Here is a 19,216-nt window from a genome sequence, read left to right as displayed (position 1 = left end):
GGAGCCATTCAACCCTCATCCGGTCGTTGCGCCCCAATTCGGGTCCCATTCGACGCCTTCGGCAAGCTCGACATAGATCGGTGCTGCGCCCAGGCTGTGGGTCTTTGCCAGCTTCAAGGCATCCTCCGGTCCCATTTCCTCGCCTGGGAAAATGGTGTCGTCCTCCGAGGCATCGGTGACCTTCCGGACATAACCTCTCACCTGACCATCGGAACGGTAGAGCTTGACGATTACGGCGCCCGGCACGGGCTGGTCAGGAAGCCGATGATAGGTAGGCATGTCGATTTCTCCGAATGATGAGCCGTCATCCCGCTGTTGGGGATTAACCGCCGGCGAGGCCATCGGTTCCTCTGGATAGAGCCACGCGGGTTCTGCCAGGGGAACATCTTCGGCAAGCTTGCGTTCGTCCCCTGCCATGAGGCGTGGCCACGAGGACTGAGGGCGGTTCGTACGCGCCAATGAACGCCCGCTGTGGGCGCCGAGAGGAGGAGGTCCGTGAGGGGCTGGATCACCAGTTCAATCGCCCGTAGGTTAGGCTTTGTCGTCGCAGCTGCTGCCGCTTTGCTTCGGCGCGGCGGCGCGGGTCGGCGATACGGGGGATCTGGCGCCGCTGCGCGCCGAGGCGCTCGCCCTGGTCAATGAGGCTCGCAGCCGGCATGGTCTTGATCCACTGCACCTGACGGAGACACTCAATTCCGCGGCGCAGGCCCACGCGGAGGACATGCTCGCGCGGAACTACTATTCCCATACCGCTCCCGAAGGTGAGGAGGTCGGTGACCGTTATCGCCAGCGCGGCGGGAGCCGCTGGGAAAAAGTTGCAGAGAACATCGCCCGCTGCACCGGCTGCCCGAGCGTGCCGACGACCGAGGGCGTTTCCGAGTTTCACGAGGGCTGGATGAACAGTCCCGGACATCGCAGGAACATTCTCGCCACGGGACTGGAAGGCTTCGGCTTCGGCATCATCGGCGAGAGCGGCAGGCAATTTGCGGTGCAAACATTTGCCGGCCCGGGCATGCCATTGGCGCTGAAGTCCGACGAAGAGCCCGTCGCGCTTTCGGCGAAGGAGCAGATTGCTGCGGCCGCGCGTCTGATAAACGCAGAACGTGAACGGGAGGGCCGCGCGGGCTTGAAGACGAGCGAGGCGCTCAATGCGCTTGCGCAGCGCCTCCTGCCAAAAGACCTGTCCGACGACAAGGTCATGGAGCGGCCGGACGGCTTTTTCGAGCTGCTGCCTTCCGGTTCTGCAAGGGAGTGGCGCACGATCACCGTGGCAGCAGGTGGTTGCGGCGGCTGCGGCACGCAGCCGACCGGAGCCGATATCCGTTACTTCGTCGATCAATGGCTCGAAAATTTCAAGAACCGGGCAGCGCTTCTTGGTTCCGAGCCGACCCATCTCGGATTTGCGATGCTTGCCACCGGTGAGGGACGGAAGGTTGCGATTGCGGTCGCGGGCAAGCGGCAGGAATAGCCTGAGCCGAAGTCAGGGACACGGCCTACTTCTCGCAGAGCCGCCGCGGCCCATCATAGGGCTGGAAGGTGCAATCATCCGGCCGGAAGGAGCGGTAGGCGCGGGCGCAGGCGCGGAAGTTGCAGGCGGGCGCCGAGCCGGCTACCCGGGCACCGGGCTCCTCGGGATCGCCTTCGGCCAGGGCGGCCGTCATGAAATTCCGCCAGATGCGCGCCGGCAGCTTGCCGCCGGTGACGCCCTTCATGGGCGTGTCGTCATCATTGCCGACCCAGACTCCGACGACGAGGGGCTCGGTGAAGCCGACGAACCAGGCGTCGCGATGGTTCTGGCTGGTGCCGGTCTTGCCGGCGGCGGGCACATCGATGCGCGCTTCGCGGCCGGTGCCGCGCTCGACGACGAGCCTCAGCATCCCGACAAGATCCGGCCGGTATTCGCCGATATCGATGGTCGGCTGCTTGGAGGGTCCCACCCGGAAGGCCCGCGGCTGGCCGTCGGCATGCACGAAGACAATGCCCCAAGGCTCGATGGGCGCCCGGCCCGCGCGGACCGATGCATACGCGCCGGTCAGGTCGAGCAGGTTCACTTCCGACGACCCCAGCGCAAGGCTTGGAGTGTCCACAAGCTTGGCATCGATCCCGAGTTCGCGCGCGGCGGCGACGACCCTGTCGATGCCGACCTCCATCTCCAGGGCGACGGTCGCCGCATTCAACGACCGCGCGAAGGCTTCCGCGATGCTGACCGGACCACTATAACCGCCGCCGAAATTCTCCGGCGACCAGCCATTGATTTCAATCGGCGCGTCGTCGATCGGATCGAACGGGGTCAGACCAGCCTTCAGGGCGGCATAATAGACGAACAATTTGAAGGCCGAGCCGGGCTGGCGCATGGCCGACGCGGCGCGATTGAACGTGCTTTTCGAATAATCACGGCCGCCGACCATCGCAACGACGGCCCCTTCCGGAGTCATGGCGACGAGCGCCGCCTGCGAGACTCCCGCCTTTTCGCCCTCCCGCTCGAGCGCTTCGGCGACGACTTTTTCGGCGATCCGTTGCAGCCTCGGCACCATCGTCGTCCTGACCTTGATCGTGCCGCGATAGGGTCCGGCGAGCTCGCGGGCATCCTGCATCACCCAGTCGGCGAACCAGCTGCCCGAGCGGATCGCCGGCGTCGACGGCCGGAGGCTGGCGAACTCGGCGCGCGCCGCCTCCGCCTGTTCCGGCGTTATCTTGCCGCCAGCGCGCATGGCGGCAAGAACCTGCTCCGCCTGCTGGCGGGCTCCCTCTGGATTGGTGAGCGGATTGAGCTGCGAGGGAGCACGGATGATGCCCGCGAGTATCGCCGCCTCGCCGACATTGAGCTCGTGCACGTCCTTGTCGAAATAGATGCGCGCGGCCGCCGGCACGCCGGTTGCCCCCGCCCCGAGATAGATGTTGTTCAGATAGCGCGCAAGAATCTCGTCCTTGCCAAGCTTTCGCTCCAGCCAGAAGGCGATCACCGCCTCCTGGATCTTTCGCTTCCAGGTGCGCTCTCGCTCAAGATAGAGAATCTTTATCAATTGCTGCGTAATCGTGCTGCCGCCCTCGATGACCTCGCCGGCGCCGAGATTTCTGTAGATCGCCCGGGCGATGCCCCGGAAGTCGATGCCGGCATGCGCATAGAAACGGCGATCCTCCCGGGCGAGGACGGCATCGATCAGGTGCGTCGGGAAATCTTCTCGTGCGGCGTAGGGGCCCTGAAGCGGTCCCTGGCTGACGAGGGGCTTGCCATCGGCTGTTTCAAGGACGACGACAGGTTTCCGCGATCCGTCGGCAATTTCGCCCCACGGAACGTCGTAAAGCGCCCAGGCGAAAACGGTGGTGAAAAACACCAGTATCGCGGCGATTCCGACCAGGAAACGCCGCACCAATACCGATCGCGTGACGCCACGGCCGGGCCCGGCAACCGGATCCAGTCCGCGGCCGGCGCCCCTCGGCCACATCTGCACCGAAGGCGCTGCCGGCGCGGCCGCGGGCTTCGCCTCGGAAGAAAGGGCTTTCTTCTGCCGCTTCCGGAAAGCGACGCCCCGCGCGCCGGATTTTCCGATGGCTTGACGGGTCGCTGCCGGTACTTCCTCGCGCAGAGCCCGGCCGAGCCTGACGACCGCGCGCCCCAGTTCGGCAAGTGCCTTCTTCGTCTTTGTGAATGCCGAAGGCTCCGCCCTACCGGAGCGAAGCCGACGGTCGGGCCGAGGCACGTCCGCTCCGGGGGCCTCCTCACCGCTTTCCTTTTGCGACATCGCTTTCCGCCATCCGAGCTCTCGATCCGCCAGTTCCCCTACTGCATCTACCTCGACCTAAGGGCAAAGACATGCAGCAGCTCAAAGTGCTACACCGACCTTCGCGCGTCCGATAATACGCGCGGCGCTGTATTAGCGGCGATGCGCAGAGACATCAGTATACGTCATAATAGACGGGAACCCGACGGCCGCGCTTGCACTTGATCTCTTCCTTATATTCGTCCTTGTCCCACTTGCGCTCGATCTTGCAATTGCCGCGTCGCTTGTGGCGATGCTCGCGATAAAAACGACGGGGGTGCTCCTCGTACCGCGGCGACCATCTGCCGTGACCGCTTTCGTCGTTCAGGCTTCGGCGGCCGCCGTCCCCTTCTGACCGGAAACAAGTACCGCGACGATTGTCCCGATTTTCTTCATGAAGGTCTCCCTGGGCTCTCGCGCATAACGCAATTGCCGGCGAGTGGTTGCCAGTAAGATGTCCGAAACGTGATCGCGCCTCATCGCCAGGGGCAATAGGCGGCGACTTCGGCCTCGGTGTGGACCTTCGGCCACGCATCCTGCGTGCAGATCTGGATCAAGACATTCTTAACCATATCCTGAGTTACGCGGGGAACAGACGGATCACTGCCACAGGATTATCTCCATTGAGCGTTCTTTGGGGGTCACTGCACGTCTCCTGAAATCGATCTCGGTTTAAGGCAAAGACGTGCAGCAACTTCAAAGTGCTACGGCGACCTTAGCGCGTCTCTTAAGACGCGCGGCGCTGTAGAGCCCCGCAATTCTTGCGTTCTGAAGGACATGGATATGATCAAATCGGGTGTTGGCGCCACTATTGCCGTTCTTGTTGTCTCGATCATGGTCAGCGGCATCCTGCATCTCGCCCTGTCCCAATACAGGACGGAAGCGAACGCCGCCGTTTCGGGCGAAATCACCTCTTCCATACCGCGCTGACGATCTCGCGCGAACGGCGCTCGGCTCGAGGCAGCACCGCCTGACCTACGAGGAAACTCCCCCGGCCTCGGCGTCTACGCTTTGCCGGCCGTCCGCAGGCGGAAAAGCGCAAGTCTCTTCCGCATACCTGCTACAAGCTGAGCTGGCCGAAAGCCGCCATCTATCAGGAAAGCTGGTGATGCTGGGCCGGCATGAAGTCTCCCATGCGGGCCAGGAGCTCGTGGCAGGAGCACTTCTTCTGATCCATCAGGTCGAGGATCCGCCGGGCTGCCCGGTTGGCCTCCGCGCCATCTTTCCCGACATTGTGCAGAGCGCACCAGATGTCGAGCGCTCCGCGCATGACATCCACGTCATCCGGTGAATAGGTTTGACGCACGAACCCCTCCCAAGGTGTACCTCAATGTGCGCCATCATGGGGTATTTCGAACGAAATTCAAGAAAATAGTGAGGCGCCTCAATAAGTCATATGATTGGAGGAAATGTGCGGATTTCCGTCGCTTCCCCCGGACCTTACAGCGCCCCCCTACAGCGTCGCGCGCCATATTAGACGCGCAAAGGTCGCTGTAGCACTTTGGATTGAACCTTCACGACCTTGACGCGAGATCAAGCTTCCATGGCCCTATTTGACTGGGCGATCGCGGATATTCGCATTGCCTGTATCTCCGCTGGAATGGACCGTGTCAGTTCAGGAGCAGGACACGCTAAGCGTGAGGCCGGTCAGACCCGGACGGTCTGCTCGACGAAATCCTCCGTTCCGAAGAATTTCAGGTAGCGCTCCACTTCGGCGGGATCGCCGATGACCTTGCGCGGATTGTCGGAGAGCTTGACGGCCGGTCGGCCATTGGCTTCGCTGACCTTGCAGACGATCGAGATCGGATTGAGGCCGCCGATCTCCGTCGGGGCGCACCCGGCGAAATCATTGGTCAGGTTGGTTCCCCAGCCGAAGCTCATGCGCACGCGGCCTTCGAAATGGCAATAGGTCCTGATGATGGTGTCGACATCCAGCCCGTCGGAGAAGATCAAGAGCTTTTCGCGGGGGTCGCGACCCATCTTCTCCCACCAAGCAATAATCTTCTCACCGCCTTCGATCGGCGGGGCGCTGTCCGGCCGGAAACCGGTCCAGTCCGCCACCCAACCCGGCGCATTGCGCAAGAATGCCGCGGTGCCGAAGGAATCCGGTAATACGATCAAGAGGTTGCCACCATAAAGCCGGTTCCAGTCCTGCAGCACCTTGTAAGGCGCGGCGGCGAGTTCTTTGTCGTCGCGTGCGAGTGCCGCCGCCACCATCGGCAGCTCGTGCGCATTGGTGCCAAGCGCTTCGAGATCGGTATCCATGGCGAGAAGCACGTTGCTCGAGCCCGTGAAGGACGCGCCAATGCCCTCCTTCAGCGCCTCGACGCACCAGCGCTGCCACAGGAAGCTGTGGCGACGGCGCGTGCCGAAGTCTGAAATGCGCAGGTTGGGATATTGCCTGAGACGCTCGACCTTCGACCACATCTTGGCCTTGGCTCGTGCATAGAGCACATCGAGCGTGAAGGGACCGAGACCCTTCATTGCCGCACGCGAACGCAATTCGTTGATGATCGCGAGCGCCGGGATTTCCCACATGGTCGTTTCCACCCAGCGGCCACGGAAATTCAGCTCGAACTGGCCATCGCGCCGCGACAGCTCATAATCGGGCAGGCGGAACTTGGCGAGCCAGGCGAGGAAATCCGGGGAGAATATCTGCTTGCGGCCGTAAAACGTGTTACCTGCCAGCCAGATCATCTCCTTCTTGGTGAAGCGCAGGCTGCGCGCATGTTCGAGCTGGTCGCGCAATTCCTGCTCGTCGATTTCCTCGGCTAGCCGCACGGTCCTGGTACGGTTGATCAGCGAGAAGGTCGCGTCGACGTCCGGATAGAGCTGCCATATCATCTGCAGCATCAGAAGCTTATAGAAGTCCGTGTCCAGCAGGCTGCGGATAATGGGATCGAGCTTCCAGGTATGGTTGTAGACCCGCCGCGCAATATCGGTCTTAGGCATCTGCGAGAATACTCCCTTCGGATCACCACGGTCGAGCGATTCTAAACCCGGTGATCGATTCGTGTCAGCCAAAGCGGACGGAGGTCAAGGGTACATTCGCCCTCGCGCCCGGCATCACTGGGTCAGAGCCCTAGCCGACCTGCACGCCGGCCTGGCGCATGCGCTCAATCATCGCCGCAAGCGACCCGTTCAGGTCGATTCCGCGGCAGGCGTCGAGCACGACCGATGTCGAAAAGCCCTGCGCGACGGCATCGAGCGCGGAAAAGGCGACGCAGAAATCGGTCGCGAGACCGCAAAGCTGCAATTTCGTGATACCGCGCTCGCGAAGATAGCCCGCCAACCCCGTAGGCGTTTTGTGATCGTTCTCGAAAAATGCGGAATAGCTGTCGATTTCGGCGCGGAAGCCTTTGCGCACAACCAGCTCCGCCGAAGTCCACCGCAGCCCGGGATGGAAATCGGCACCGGCGCTGCCCTGAACACAATGCTCCGGCCAGAGCGTCTGCTCGCCATAGGGCATCGAGATCGTTTCGAAGGGGGCCTTGCCGGGATGGCTGGAGGCGAAGCTCGAATGACCGGGCGGGTGCCAGTCCTGGGTCAGGATGACGTGCCGGGCCCGTTCGATCAGGCGATTCACCACCGGCACGATCTCGTCGCCGCCCTCGACCGCAAGTGCTCCGCCAGGGCAAAAGTCGTTCTGCATATCGATGACGATCAAGGCGTCTTCGGCCATGGTCCCTCCTCTCGATCCGGCGAATCCCGTGTTCGCGATCAGCAAATCGATTTGGACGCAAGATCAATCATAGAACGCGGGAGGCGGCAAGCATGTTCACGGCGCGGCCGATGATCCGCCGCGAATTGAATTTCGCCCGGTATGGATGAGATCACCTGCTCCAGGCGGGCGCCCGCTATCAGTTGCCGAGATCGTTGATATTGTCGGCGATGTTGACTCCGGAATTTGCAATTCCGATGGGTCTTGCGATGAAGTCCATGAATTTGGTGATATCGACCGAGGGGTGGCGCGATGCATAGATCACATCGCGGTTCTTGATCGGGAAAGTCTGGCCGACGATCAGGCTGTCGGGATTCGTCATATCGAAGCGATAGACGAGCGGGTAACGGCCGACGCTGTCGGGCTTCATGCCTTTCTTGAGCATGGCATGGAATCGCTCCTGGCCGAACAGACTCATGACGATGTCCGGTTCCTCGTAACGGAAGACGAAATAGCCCTTGGCATCGACCGTCCGATCGGAACCACCGCCACCAAGCGCAACGGCCTCCAGCAGGTTGAGATCGTTGGAACCGAACTCGACGCGCTTGTTAAGCCGCACCTGGCCAAGAATCGTGAAGGTGCGCGGATCGCGGGTCACGAAGATCTGGTCGCCCGGCTTGACGTGAATGTTCTCCGATGGGCTTTCGATGATCGACTTCAGGAGGACCGTTCCGGTCTTCTTGCCGCGCACGAGCGTGACATAGGTCTCGTAGGGCTGCGCCGAGGGTCCGCCCGCCTTGGCGATTACCTCGTTGATGGTCTCACTGACGAGATTGAGCGGCACGACCGATGGACGACCGACCGCCCCTGAAACGGTGACGATGCGCGAGGCAGTCGACGTGCTCGTCACGATGACGTCCGGTTCCACCGCTTTCTGCCTGAGGGCCTCGAGAATGGCCTGGCGTGCCTGCTCGAGCGTCAGGCCGGCGAACCGGACCGAGCCGACATACGGAATGGCAGCCTTGCCGTCCGGCTGGACGACGAGATCGATGCTCGTCTGCTTCGATTCGGTTGTGGAAAACAGGCCGTCGCTGCCCGCCTCGAAGATCGTGACCTTCAGCTGATCGCCGACACCGATGACGACTTGACCAACGCCGCCGCCTATTCCAAAGCGGCGGCTGAGCGTCGTCGCCACATAATCGGAAACGAGCCGGGCGGATTGTCCATCGACGTCGACAATATCGAAAACGGTGGCGTTCTTCCTGCCGATCGCCGCGCCGGACTGCCCTGCTTCCGCAACGATATCAGTCGTTAGAGGCCCCTCTCCCGGTACGGCCTGACATCCCGCAAGCGCGGTACAGATCAGAAGGGCAGTCACTCGCTTCACCACGATACTCCAGTATTCAGCACAGCCATGATTCCGTTCATGTTTCTGCGCCGCATATTTCCCGGCAGGCAATCCGCCGGTCCCTGAAAAGCACAATCGCCGCCCCACAACAAGTCACCCGCAGTCACGGCAACCAAATTTATTCGGCACTGCGCCTTTACGGTCATACCTCGGCAATCTCGGTTACAGACTGTCGTCTTATTTGTGTTGGATAGAGCTTGCGCGAGGGATATCTAAGCCTTCGGGCTTGAAAGCTAGGCTCTATCGGTTAAAAGCTCGCTAATACAGTAGAGGGTTCAAACGGGGAAATTTCACCCAAGGAGAGCATCTTCCATTGCAATCCCGCGTTCGACGTTGCAATGGGCTGGAACAACTTTAACGACAGTTCAGAGCGTTCGATCGTACATGACAGTTGAAATCATTGGGCGTGCATGCCTGGCTCCTGGAGCGCAGTCACCAGAGGCGCTATTCGAAATCCTTCGTCAGGGCATGTGCACCGTGTCCCGGGTGCCCGAAGACCGATGGGATCTGGCGCGATTCTGGCACCCCAGCATGGGGACGCAGGGCAAGACCTACACATTCGCCGCCGGCGTCCTCGATCGCATCTATGATTTCGATCCTGCCGTATTCGGCATGTCGCAGCGCGAGGCCATGTATATGGATCCGCAGCAGCGCGTGCTGTTGCAGCTTGCCTGGCGCGCGCTGGAAGACGCAAACATCTCGGTTGCCTCTCTGCATGGCGAGAATGTCGGCGTCTATGTCGGCGCCTCGAGCCTGGACCACGCCAACCTGACGGTCGAAGACCCGGCCGCCGCCGGTCCCTATTTCATGACCGGCAACACGCTGTCGATCGTCTCCAACCGTATTTCCCACGTCTTCGGCTTGAGTGGACCGAGCATGACGGTGGATACCGCCTGCTCCTCCTCACTGGTGGCGCTCGACCAAGCGATGCGGGCGCTCAATGCCGGCGAGATCGACACGGCGATCGTCGGCGGGGTCAACGTGCTGGCCCATCCGCTCCCCTTCGTCGGCTTCGCACAGGCGCGCATGCTTTCTCCCGAAGGTCTCTGCCGGGCCTATGACAATGATGGCGCCGGCTATGTGCGCGCCGAAGGCGGCGTCGTCTTCATCCTGCGCCGTTCGGACCGGGCCCGACGGGAGCGGGACAGGAGCTATGCGAAGATCGTCGCGACCGGCGTCAACTCCGCCGGCCGCACAAACGGTATTTCGCTGCCGTCGCGCGAGGCGCAGGCAAACCTGCTCAGGTCCATCTACGAGGGCAACGGCATCGATGCCAATCAGGTGGCCTTCGTCGAGGGACATGGGACGGGCACCAAGGTCGGAGATCCGGCGGAAGTCTGGTCCATCGGCACGGTCATCGGCGCCAAGCGCAGTGCCCCGGTACCGATCGGCTCGATCAAGTCGAATATCGGCCATACCGAACCGGCGTCAGGTCTCTTTGGCATGATGAAGGCCGTCCTTGCGCTCGAACACAATTATCTGCCGGCGTCGCTGCACTTCGACACTCCGAACGAGCACATTGATTTCGATGGGCTCAATGTTCGCGTTACGGCCAATCCGATCGAGCTTCTGAAGGGCAAGCGTACGCGCCTCGCGGGGGTCAATTCCTTTGGATTTGGCGGTGCCAACGCGCATGTCGTCATCGGCGATCCGGACGTGCAGCCTGAGCAAAAACCTGCGGCCGCGCCCTCCGGGCATGTGTTTCTCGCGAGCGCTCACACGCAGTCGAGCCTGGAATTGTTGCTCAAGGATTACAAGGCCGCGTTCGCCGGCGCCTCGAAGGAGAAGGCGCGCGCGATCATCGCCGCCTCGGGCGCGAACCGCACCCATATGCGCCACCGTTTCGTTGCGCGCAGTGACAGTCCCGAAGACATCGCCAGGGCCATTGCCAGCCATCTCGACAAGCCGGGTTCCGATATCGGCGAAATCGGCGAGGCACCGGTGAAGAATGCGCCGATCGCCTTCGTTTTCTCCGGCAACGGCTCGCAATGGGCCGGCATGGGCGTAGAGGCCTTCCGGGAGAACCTGCACTTCCGGCAATCCTTCACGTCCATCAGTGCCCTCTTCCGATTCCATGCCGACATCGCGCTGACGGACCTGCTGACGGATCCGGCGCTCGACAAGAAGCTCCCTGATACGAAAGTCGCACAGCCGCTGCTCTTCGCAATCCAGGCGGCCCTTTCCGACTCGCTCGTGGCGATGGGTATCAAACCGGCCGCCGTGTTCGGCCACTCGGTCGGCGAGATCGCCGCCGCTTACGCAGCCGGCGCGCTGTCGCTCGTCGACGCCGTGGCGATCGTGGCCAAGCGATCGCTGCACCAGGACGGGCTTGCGGGCCACGGCACGATGGCCGCCGTGATGCTTGGCGAGGAAGCGGCCGAAGCCTTCGCCCAGGCGCGTGGGCTGAACGCGCTCTGCGTCGCCGCAGTCAACGCGCATAATTCGGTCACGATCTCCGGACCGGCGCACGAGGTTACCGCTTTCCGCGACGCCGCGCGCAAGGCGAAGATCCCGGTCCAGATTCTGGACATCAACTATCCGTTCCACCATCCGATCATCGATCAGGCCAAAGAAGCCTTCCTGGCCGATATACCGGACATTGCCCCGCGCCGCACGGAGCTGACCTACTTGTCGACGGTCACCGGCGGCGCCCTCGACGGCACCGAACTCGACCCGGAATACTGGTGGAAGAACGTCCGCGAACCGGTCCGCTTCCAGGCGGCGGCCGAAGCCGCGCTCGAGCTCGGCTGCCGTCTGTTCGTCGAAATTTCCCCCCGCCCAATCCTCTCCTCCTATGTCAAGGAAACCGTGAAGCAGGCGGCGCTTCCGGCAACGGTGGTGCCGACCTTGCTGCGCGATGCGGGAGAGCCGGGACACGACCCGATCTCCGCCTCTATGGCCCGCGCCGTCGCGCATGGCGCCACCGTCGACCGGCCCCGCGTCTACGGCAGGCGGGATGCCTTCGTCGAATTGCCTTGCCTGCCTTTCGAGCCGGTGGAACTGCGCCCACAAGCGACCAGCGACGCGACGGACCTCTTCGGCCGCTCCGGCAAACCATACCGCCTGTCCGGCTGGCGCGCCGACCCGAACAGCGGCAGCTGGAAAAACCACATCGATGCGCATCTCTATCCGGATCTCGCCGAACACGTCGTAGACGGCAAGGCCATCCTGCCGGGCAGCGGATTCATCGAAGTGGCGATCTCGGCTGCGCAGCAATATTACGGCAGTGACGAGGTCGAGATCACCAATCTGGAGATCGTCCGACCGCTCGAACTCAGCGACAGCCGCATCATGGAACTCTCGACGGTCCTGTCGCCGGAGACCGGCGACATCGAAATCCGCTCGCGCGAGCGCCTGTCGGAGGACGATTGGACGGTGCATGCCGTCGCCAGGAGCCGCAAGCCCATACCGGGCGCAAATGCGGGCTGTCCGTCCTTCGCGGGCGTGGCAAAAACAGGAATCGTAACGCCGGCAAAAGCCTATGAAACGGCAAGACAGTTCGGACTCGACTACGGCCCGCGCTTCCAGTTGCTCGCTGAGGCCGTCGCCTATGGCGACCGGCTGATCGACGTGGAACTGAAGGCACCGGCAAAGCCGGGCCATCCGTTTGTCAGCTATGCGCTCAATCCGATCTCCATCGATGCGACCTTCCATGGCCTGGTGGCGCTCTTCGACCGCTTCACCGGTGACAGGGGCGGCGCGCCTTACATCCCGGTGCGCTTCGGCTCGGTGCGCGTTGTCAATTCGGGTCGGACGATCGCCCGTGCAACGATCGAAATCGAGCGCGTCAGCGCCAATTCGATCAAGGCGCGGTTCCACTTCTTCGACGAGCAGGGCGCGGCGGTCGCGCGTTTCGACGACTGCCGTTTCCGGCGCACCTATCTGCGCAAGCATAAGACGCTCGGCGACCTCTCCTTTCACTACGAGGCGGTGCTGTCCGAGGCAGCACTTCCGGGCAGGAAGCCCCTCCTGTCGATGCCGGCAAGGCTGACGGAGCAGGATGGCGCCGCAAGCGGCGTCGACAATGCGACGCTGCTCTTCAATGCCGCCATCTATCGCGCCTGCCAGGAGATTGCTCTGAAGCTTGCGAACGGTAAGGGCCTGATCGCGAGCGATGCACTGCCTGGGGACCGTGCGTTCCAATGCTTTCTCACGAGTTGCCTTTATGCTCTCGAAGATGCAGGGCTCTGCGAACACCAGAACGATCACTGGCAGGTCTCCACGGAGTTCACCCTTCCGACGGTTGAGGAGATCCTCGGCGAGCTTTACGGCGAGCGCCCGGATCGTGCCGTCGAAGCGGTTCTGATCAACAATGCTTATCGGGAGGCGCTCAGCCGCCTCGACGCACTGCTCTCCGCGCGGTTCGGCGGCGAAGCCTTGGCCTTCAACGGAGCCTTCATCAGCGAGGCGACGCTCGACCATCAGGCCGTTCATTCTCCGGCAAGCCGGTCGCGCATGGAGCAAGTCCTCGCTGCGGTGGACCGTGCCCTGGCCGGGCAGCCGAAGGGCAGCCGCTTGGGCATCGTCGAATTCGGCAGCGTTTCCGTCGGCTTCACGCGTCGGCTCGCGGAGCTCGCGCTCCGGCACGGAGCACGCCTTTCCGTCGTCGAGCCGCGCGACAACGCCCAACGCAATCTCGAGATCGCCTTCGAGCAGGACGCACATGTGCGGATACTCGAGAAGAGTGAATTTTCCGCCCTTGGTCCCTTCGATCTGGCCGTGAGCGCCTCCGACAGCCTTTATGAGCTGATCGAGGAGGAGAGCGGCGTGCGCAACGCGCTCGGGTCGATGCTGCGGGAGAACGGTGCCCTGGTCGCATCCGTCAGCGCGCCGTCGATCTTCCGCGACTTTGCGCTCGGCCTCTGCGATGGCTGGTTCGCGCGCAGCCAGACGGCGGAGTTCCCGATCGGCAAGCTTGCCGCCGTACCGCATTGGCAGAAATGCCTCAGCGATCTCAAACTGCGTGAGGTCAGGATCGCCGAGCGCGAATGGCCGCACGGCAACGCCATCCTTATCGAAGCCCGCGGGGCGGCAGGCCAGCCGGCGCAAGGACCTGTCTCCGGCGCCATCCCCTATCTGCTACTCGAAACTGCAGGGAGCCGACCGGCAGCGGTGCCCGCAGATGCGATGCGCATTTCGCTTGGGGGCGACATGGCGACGGACACGGTCAAGCTTCGCGGCGCCTTCGCTGCCTTTGGAGAAAGGCCGGTTCGCGCAGTGCTCCTCTCGCCGGCCACCGGTCCTGCCGGCGACGACGATTCCGCCTTGTTGCAGACGCAGGTGTTGGCGCTCAGCGCTTTCGCCGAAGCCCTGCGCCAGCACGTCGGAGAGGGCAGCGGGGACGAGCGTCCCCGCCTCGTGCTCGTTGCACCGGGAGGCGCGCCGATTTCCGCCCCGACGAACTCCGGCGTGAATTCAGGTCTGTGGACCTTCGTCCGCGTGCTCGAGAATGAATACGAGTTTCTCGACGTCCATTCGCTCGATTTCAGCGACAAGATCGAAGCGGGGGCGGAAGCGATGATCGCCTCCGCACTGCCGCTCCTGACAATCGAAGGCTCCAATCGCGAGTGGCTGCTCGATCGCAGCTCGGGCCTCTTCTCCGAGATCCGGGCAGTGCCCGGCCCCGTCGGCAAGAGCGAAGGTAAAACGCGCAGCTTCGCTGCGGCGACCATTCGCCAGCGCGTCAGTTCCCAGGTCGGCAGCATCGCCTGGGAGGAGACCGACGTGCCGCGGGCCGGACCGGGAGAGATCGTCGTTGCGGTCGCCGCGACAGGCCTCAATTTCCGCGACGTCATGTGGGCCATGGGCCTCCTGCCCGAGGAAGCGCTCGAAGACGGCTTTGCCGGAGCGACGATCGGCATGGAGCTGTCCGGCCATGTGGTCGAGATCGGCGAAGGTGTCGACGACCTCGTCGTCGGCGACGCCGTGATGGCGATCGCCTCCTCCGCCTTCTCGACCCACGCGGTCGTCTCGCGCGCCGGCGTTGCCAAACTGCCGCGAACAATCAACCCGGTGGCAGCCGCCACCCTGCCCGTCGCCTTTCTTACGGCCTATTACGCCATGGTTGAGCTCGGCCGCGTCCGGCCGGGAGAAACGATCCTCATCCACGGCGCCGCCGGCGGTGTCGGCCTTGCCGCACTCCAGGTGGCGAAACTAAACGGGGCGACGGTCATCGCGACGGCCGGAACCCGGGAAAAGCGGCGCTTCCTGAAGATGCTCGGCGCCGATCACGTCTTCGATTCCCGCTCGCTCGGCTTCGTCAACGATATCCGGGCCGTAACCGGCGGCGAAGGCGTGGACCTCGTGCTCAACTCGCTCTTCGCCGAGGCGATGGAGCAGAGCCTCGCGCTCGTCAAGCCCTTCGGCCGCTTCCTCGAACTCGGTAAGCGCGACTACTATGCCGACAGCAAGATCGGCCTGAGACCGTTCCGGCGCAATATCAGCTATTTCGGCATCGATGCGGATCAGCTTCTCGTCAACCAGCCCGGCTTGACAAAGCGCATCTTCGTGGAAATCGGCGCGCTCTTCGATGAAGGAAAGCTAACGCCGCTTCCCTACCGCGCCTTCGACTTCGATGAGATCGGCAATGCCTTCCGGCTGATGCAGAATGCCGGTCATATCGGTAAGATCGTGGTGCTGCCCCCGGTAACCGGCAGGCATGAGATTACGGCGAGGCCGAACGCGGGCATGAACGTCGATCCGGACGGCATGCATCTCGTCGTCGGCGGCATCGGCGGCTTCGGCCTCATGGCGGCCAATTGGCTGGTCGAGAAAGGCGCGCGCAAGATCGCCCTTTGCTCCCGACGCGGCCAGCCCGACGCGGAGACCACGGCGATGCTGTCGCGCTGGGAGAAAGCCGGCGTGTGCGCCTCGCTTCACGCCTGCGACGTGACCGACGCCGCAGCCGTCGAAACGCTGCTTTCCACGCTTCGGGGGCAAGCACCGTTGCGCAGCGTCGTGCATGCCGCGATGGTGCTCGACGACGCGCTGATCAGCAATCTCAACCGCGAACGCAACCGGGTCGTGATCGACACCAAGGCTAAGGGCGCGGCTATCCTCGACCGGCTGACGCGCGGAGACCAGCTTGACAATTTCCTCCTGTTCTCCTCGGCTACCACATTGGTCGGCAATCCGGGCCAGGCGAACTATGTCGCGGCCAACGGCTATCTCGAAGGTCTGGCCCGGACGCGACGTGCAGAAGGCCTGGCGGGCCTGGCGGTCGGCTTCGGCGCGATCGCGGATGCCGGCTATCTGACGCAGAACGCCGACGTCAACGACCTGCTCGCCAAGCGCATCGGCAAGACGGCGCTCAAGGCCCAGATGGCGCTCGACATGGTCGCAAGCCATATCGCCGCGGACACGGGAACCATCGACGCCGGCGTCGTCATGATTTCGGAGATCGACTGGGCGGCGGCGCGCAACCTGCCGATTGCCCGCAATGCGCTCTTCGAAGTGGTCCTGCGCAGTGCCGACCAGCACGTCTCCGGCGCCGAGGGCACCACGATGGACCTTGTCGCGATGATCGAGGGCAAGTCGCCACAGGAGGCGGAAGACATTCTGTTCGATCTGGTGGCGGGAGAAATCGCCGCGATCCTGCGTGTGTCGAAGGATACCGTGACGCGCGGCAAGATCCTCAAGGAGATCGGCCTCGACAGCCTGATGGCGGTGGAACTCGGCATCAGCTTCCAGCAGAACACCGGTTTCGACATGCCCTTGAGCGGCGTTGCCGACCATACGACTGTCGGCGATGTTGCGCGCAAGCTCTACGAAAAAGTGAGCAAGCGCGACCTGGGCGATGAAGGCGAAGGCGCCGACGACAAGCTCGTTACCGAGTTGACGCAACGCCATGTTGGAGCGACCACGGCGCCGCGTGCCCTGGCAGACGCGCAAAGGTCGATCTAAATCCACGTTCTCGTTCCTTGAACCGCCGGCTCAAGGAACGAGAACGGCAGCCGCGAAAAAGCACAGAGCCAATGAGCAACGACGGAAACGGCCCAAGCTTCTCCAAGATGAACAGCAGTCTCAAGGAGAACCTGCTGGACAGGATGAGGAACACGCACCAATCGTCCGAGCGGAACCGGATGGCGCGGTCGGAGCGCGAATTGCCGCCCGCGCCCCGTCGCCAACAGGCCCGCTTCGAGGACCTCGCCGAATACAAGCAGGTGATGGCGCAGAAGTTCGCAAGCGAACAGCTCGGCATCGCCAACCCGTTCTACCGCCCGCATCAGACGGCGGCCGGCGCGACGACGGTGATCGATGGCCGCATGCTGATCAATTTCGCCTCCTACGACTATCTCGGGCTGAACAAGCATGTCGATGTGGTGGAGCGCGCGCGCGAGACGATCGGCACGTTCGGGATTTCCGCCTCGGCGAGCCGGCTGGTCGCCGGTGAGCGGCCCGTCCATATGGAGCTCGAGGAGAGGATAGCACGCTTCTACGGCGTCGATGCCGCGGTCTGTTTCGTCAGTGGCTATCTCACTAACGTGGCGGCCATCAGCTGTCTCATGGGCCCGAAGGACCTCGTCATCCACGACGAATTCATCCACAACAGCGCACTTGCCGGCATCAAGCTTTCGGGCGCCACCCGCCGGCTGTTCAAGCATAACGACACGGCGGATCTCGAGCATGTGCTGCGGACGGTTGCCGGTGACTACCGCCACATCATGGTGATCGTCGAGGGCATCTATTCGATGGATGGCGATGTCGCCAATCTGCCGGCACTGCTCAAGCTCAAGGCGGAATATGGCTTCTGGCTGATGGTCGACGAGGCCCATTCGATGGGGGTGCTGGGAAAGCGGGGCAAGGGGCTGGCAGAACATTTCGGCATCGACCCGCACGAGGTCGACATCTGGATGGGAACGCTGTCGAAGACGACGTCGAGCTGCGGCGGCTATGTCGCCGGGAGCGCGGCGCTCGCCGCCGTGCTCAAGGCATCAGCCGGCGGTTTCGTCTACAGCGTCGGCCTTGCGCCGGTGCTCGGCGCAGCAGCGGTCGCGAGCATCGATATTCTGGAACGCGAGCCCGAGCGCACTGCGGCACTGCGGCGGAACGGCAGTCTTTTCCTGAAACTCGCAAAAGAAGCGGGGCTCGATACGGGCTTGAGCGGCGGCTATTCGGTCGTACCGGTGATCGTCGGCGACTCGCTGCGTGCGGTGCAGCTTTCGAACGACCTTCTTTCGGATGGCATCAACGTCCTGCCGATCATCCATCCCGCCGTTCCGGAAGGTTTCGCGCGCCTTCGCTTCTTTATCACCAGCGACCACACCGAGGAGCAGATCCGCCGCACAGTGACGCTGACCGCAGAGCGCCTCAACAACCTCACCGCGCGCAATTTCGGCCTTGGCGGGGTTGACATCGAACAGATGCTTAAAGCGATTTCGGAGCGCTAATGCTGCCTATGGCTGAAAAGTGTGCGGTGGATTTGGCATGGGTTTTCAATCCCCCATCCGCTCCGGCACGTTAACAGATCCGCCGTCAGCGGCGGCAAGCGGGATCTCCGCATGACTCATGTGATCATCACCGGCGGCTCGAGCGGCATAGGCCTGGCACTCGCCTCCCTCTATGCCGGTCGCGGGGCCCGGCTCTCGCTCATTGCCCGCTCGCGCGTTTTGTTGGAGCAGGCGGCGCAAAAGCTCGTTTCGCCGCACGGGGCCCGCGCCGAAGACATCCGCATCGAAACAGCCGACGTGGCGAGCGAGGATCAGATCGACGCCGCGATCTTCCGTTGCGTCGAGGCGTTCGGCCCCTGCGACATACTGGTGACTTCGGCGGGCATCGTCGAGCCGGGGCCGTTCGTAGCCATGCCCAGCCTGTCCTTCCGCCGGCAATGGGAGACGAACTTTTCCGGAACCGTCAATGCGGTGCGCGCCGTCTATCCCGACATGGTTCGGCGCCGACAGGGACAGATCGTGATAATATCCTCCGGTGCGGGGCTCATCGGCATCTATGGTTATTCCGGCTACTGCGCATCGAAATTCGCGCTGCACGGGTTTGCGCAGGCGTTGCGCGCCGAAGCGTGCTGCCACGGCGTCCAGGTGACCGTGGCCTTTCCGCCGGATACCGAGACCCCGCAACTCGAGCGGGAGCTCGAATTGCGTCCGCCAGAGGCAACCGTCGTCATGGGCACAGTTCGGCCCTGGAGCGCCGATGCCGTTGCGAGCAAGATTGCTGACGACGTCGTACGGGGACGGTCCGAGATTTATTTCGGCTTCACGCTCTTACTGCTCGGCCGCTTCGGTCCGGCCGTCCGGCCATTTCTCAATTGGTGGTTCGACAGGGCAATCGCACGCAGTCGTGGACGGTGATCGCAGGAGAGAATGCGTGCTTGTTCCTGCCGGTATTAGGATTTAAGTGTCGATGAGCCCCGCTGCCGAGGCGGCGCCGGCA

The 19,216-nt window shown here is 63.0% G+C and carries 11 protein-coding genes and 1 pseudogene; 5 read left to right on the top strand and 7 right to left on the bottom strand.

All coding sequences use genetic code 11. The features are described from left to right. Positions 1-15 precede the first annotated feature (15 nt). The gene (locus AC4P1R_RS00935; RefSeq protein WP_069459992.1) at positions 16-279 is read right to left on the bottom strand and encodes a hypothetical protein; all 264 of its coding nucleotides are present in this window, start codon (positions 277-279) and stop codon (positions 16-18) included. Between the two features lie 259 nt (positions 280-538). Here AC4P1R_RS00935 and AC4P1R_RS00930 point away from each other — a divergent pair, with 259 nt between their 5' ends. Continuing rightward, positions 539-1,468, top strand: coding sequence for a CAP domain-containing protein (locus AC4P1R_RS00930; protein WP_492177301.1), 930 nt, complete (start codon positions 539-541; stop codon positions 1,466-1,468). A 25-nt stretch (positions 1,469-1,493) separates the two neighbouring features. Here the strand turns inward: AC4P1R_RS00930 and AC4P1R_RS00925 are convergent, their stop codons facing one another. Together AC4P1R_RS00925 and AC4P1R_RS00920 are read right to left on the bottom strand one after the other, a co-directional pair. Beyond that, positions 1,494-3,743 carry a PBP1A family penicillin-binding protein gene (locus AC4P1R_RS00925; RefSeq protein WP_492177300.1) on the bottom strand — a complete coding sequence of 750 codons (2,250 nt, stop codon included), beginning with the start codon at positions 3,741-3,743 and terminating at the stop codon, positions 1,494-1,496. A 154-nt stretch (positions 3,744-3,897) separates the two neighbouring features. Further along, positions 3,898-4,157 (bottom strand): annotated as a pseudogene (locus AC4P1R_RS00920) (hypothetical protein). A gap of 387 nt (positions 4,158-4,544) precedes the next feature. Here AC4P1R_RS00920 and AC4P1R_RS00915 point away from each other — a divergent pair. Continuing rightward, positions 4,545-4,691, top strand: a complete 147-nt coding sequence (locus AC4P1R_RS00915) for a hypothetical protein (RefSeq protein ID WP_106407894.1) — start codon at positions 4,545-4,547, stop codon at positions 4,689-4,691. 163 nt (positions 4,692-4,854) lie between these two features. On the opposite strand, the gene AC4P1R_RS00910 is transcribed toward AC4P1R_RS00915, so the two are convergent. The 4 genes from AC4P1R_RS00910 to AC4P1R_RS00895 all read right to left on the bottom strand — a co-directional run bounded on the left by AC4P1R_RS00910 (position 4,855) and on the right by AC4P1R_RS00895 (position 8,809). Further along, a complete protein-coding gene (locus AC4P1R_RS00910) occupies positions 4,855-5,067 on the bottom strand; it encodes a hypothetical protein (RefSeq protein ID WP_083265370.1) in 213 nt (70 codons plus the stop codon). Between the two features lie 341 nt (positions 5,068-5,408). Beyond that, entirely contained in the window at positions 5,409-6,713 is a 1,305-nt protein-coding gene (gene pncB, locus AC4P1R_RS00905) for a nicotinate phosphoribosyltransferase (RefSeq protein WP_225190570.1), read from the bottom strand. 130 nt (positions 6,714-6,843) lie between these two features. Further along, a complete protein-coding gene (gene pncA, locus AC4P1R_RS00900; protein ID WP_069459540.1) occupies positions 6,844-7,443 on the bottom strand; it encodes a bifunctional nicotinamidase/pyrazinamidase in 600 nt (199 codons plus the stop codon). A 178-nt stretch (positions 7,444-7,621) separates the two neighbouring features. Beyond that, positions 7,622-8,809, bottom strand: a complete 1,188-nt coding sequence (locus AC4P1R_RS00895) for a polysaccharide biosynthesis/export family protein (RefSeq protein ID WP_069459541.1) — start codon at positions 8,807-8,809, stop codon at positions 7,622-7,624. Positions 8,810-9,214: 405 nt separating this feature from the next. Between AC4P1R_RS00895 and AC4P1R_RS00890 the strand changes: the two genes are divergently transcribed. The 3 genes from AC4P1R_RS00890 to AC4P1R_RS00880 all read left to right on the top strand — a co-directional run bounded on the left by AC4P1R_RS00890 (position 9,215) and on the right by AC4P1R_RS00880 (position 19,134). Continuing rightward, entirely contained in the window at positions 9,215-16,732 is a 7,518-nt protein-coding gene (locus AC4P1R_RS00890) for a type I polyketide synthase (protein WP_492177298.1), read from the top strand. 71 nt (positions 16,733-16,803) lie between these two features. Further along, positions 16,804-18,219 carry an aminotransferase class I/II-fold pyridoxal phosphate-dependent enzyme gene (locus AC4P1R_RS00885; protein ID WP_069459543.1) on the top strand — a complete coding sequence of 472 codons (1,416 nt, stop codon included), beginning with the start codon at positions 16,804-16,806 and terminating at the stop codon, positions 18,217-18,219. A 111-nt stretch (positions 18,220-18,330) separates the two neighbouring features. Beyond that, positions 18,331-19,134: an SDR family oxidoreductase gene (locus tag AC4P1R_RS00880; protein ID WP_069459544.1), complete on the top strand. Its 804-nt coding sequence runs from the start codon at positions 18,331-18,333 to the stop codon at positions 19,132-19,134. Positions 19,135-19,216 lie beyond the last annotated feature (82 nt).

It is taken from the genome of Sinorhizobium sp. Y406 (assembly GCF_058732025.1).
Note: the sequence above shows the minus strand (reverse complement) of the source record. Positions and strands in the feature narration are given on the sequence as shown.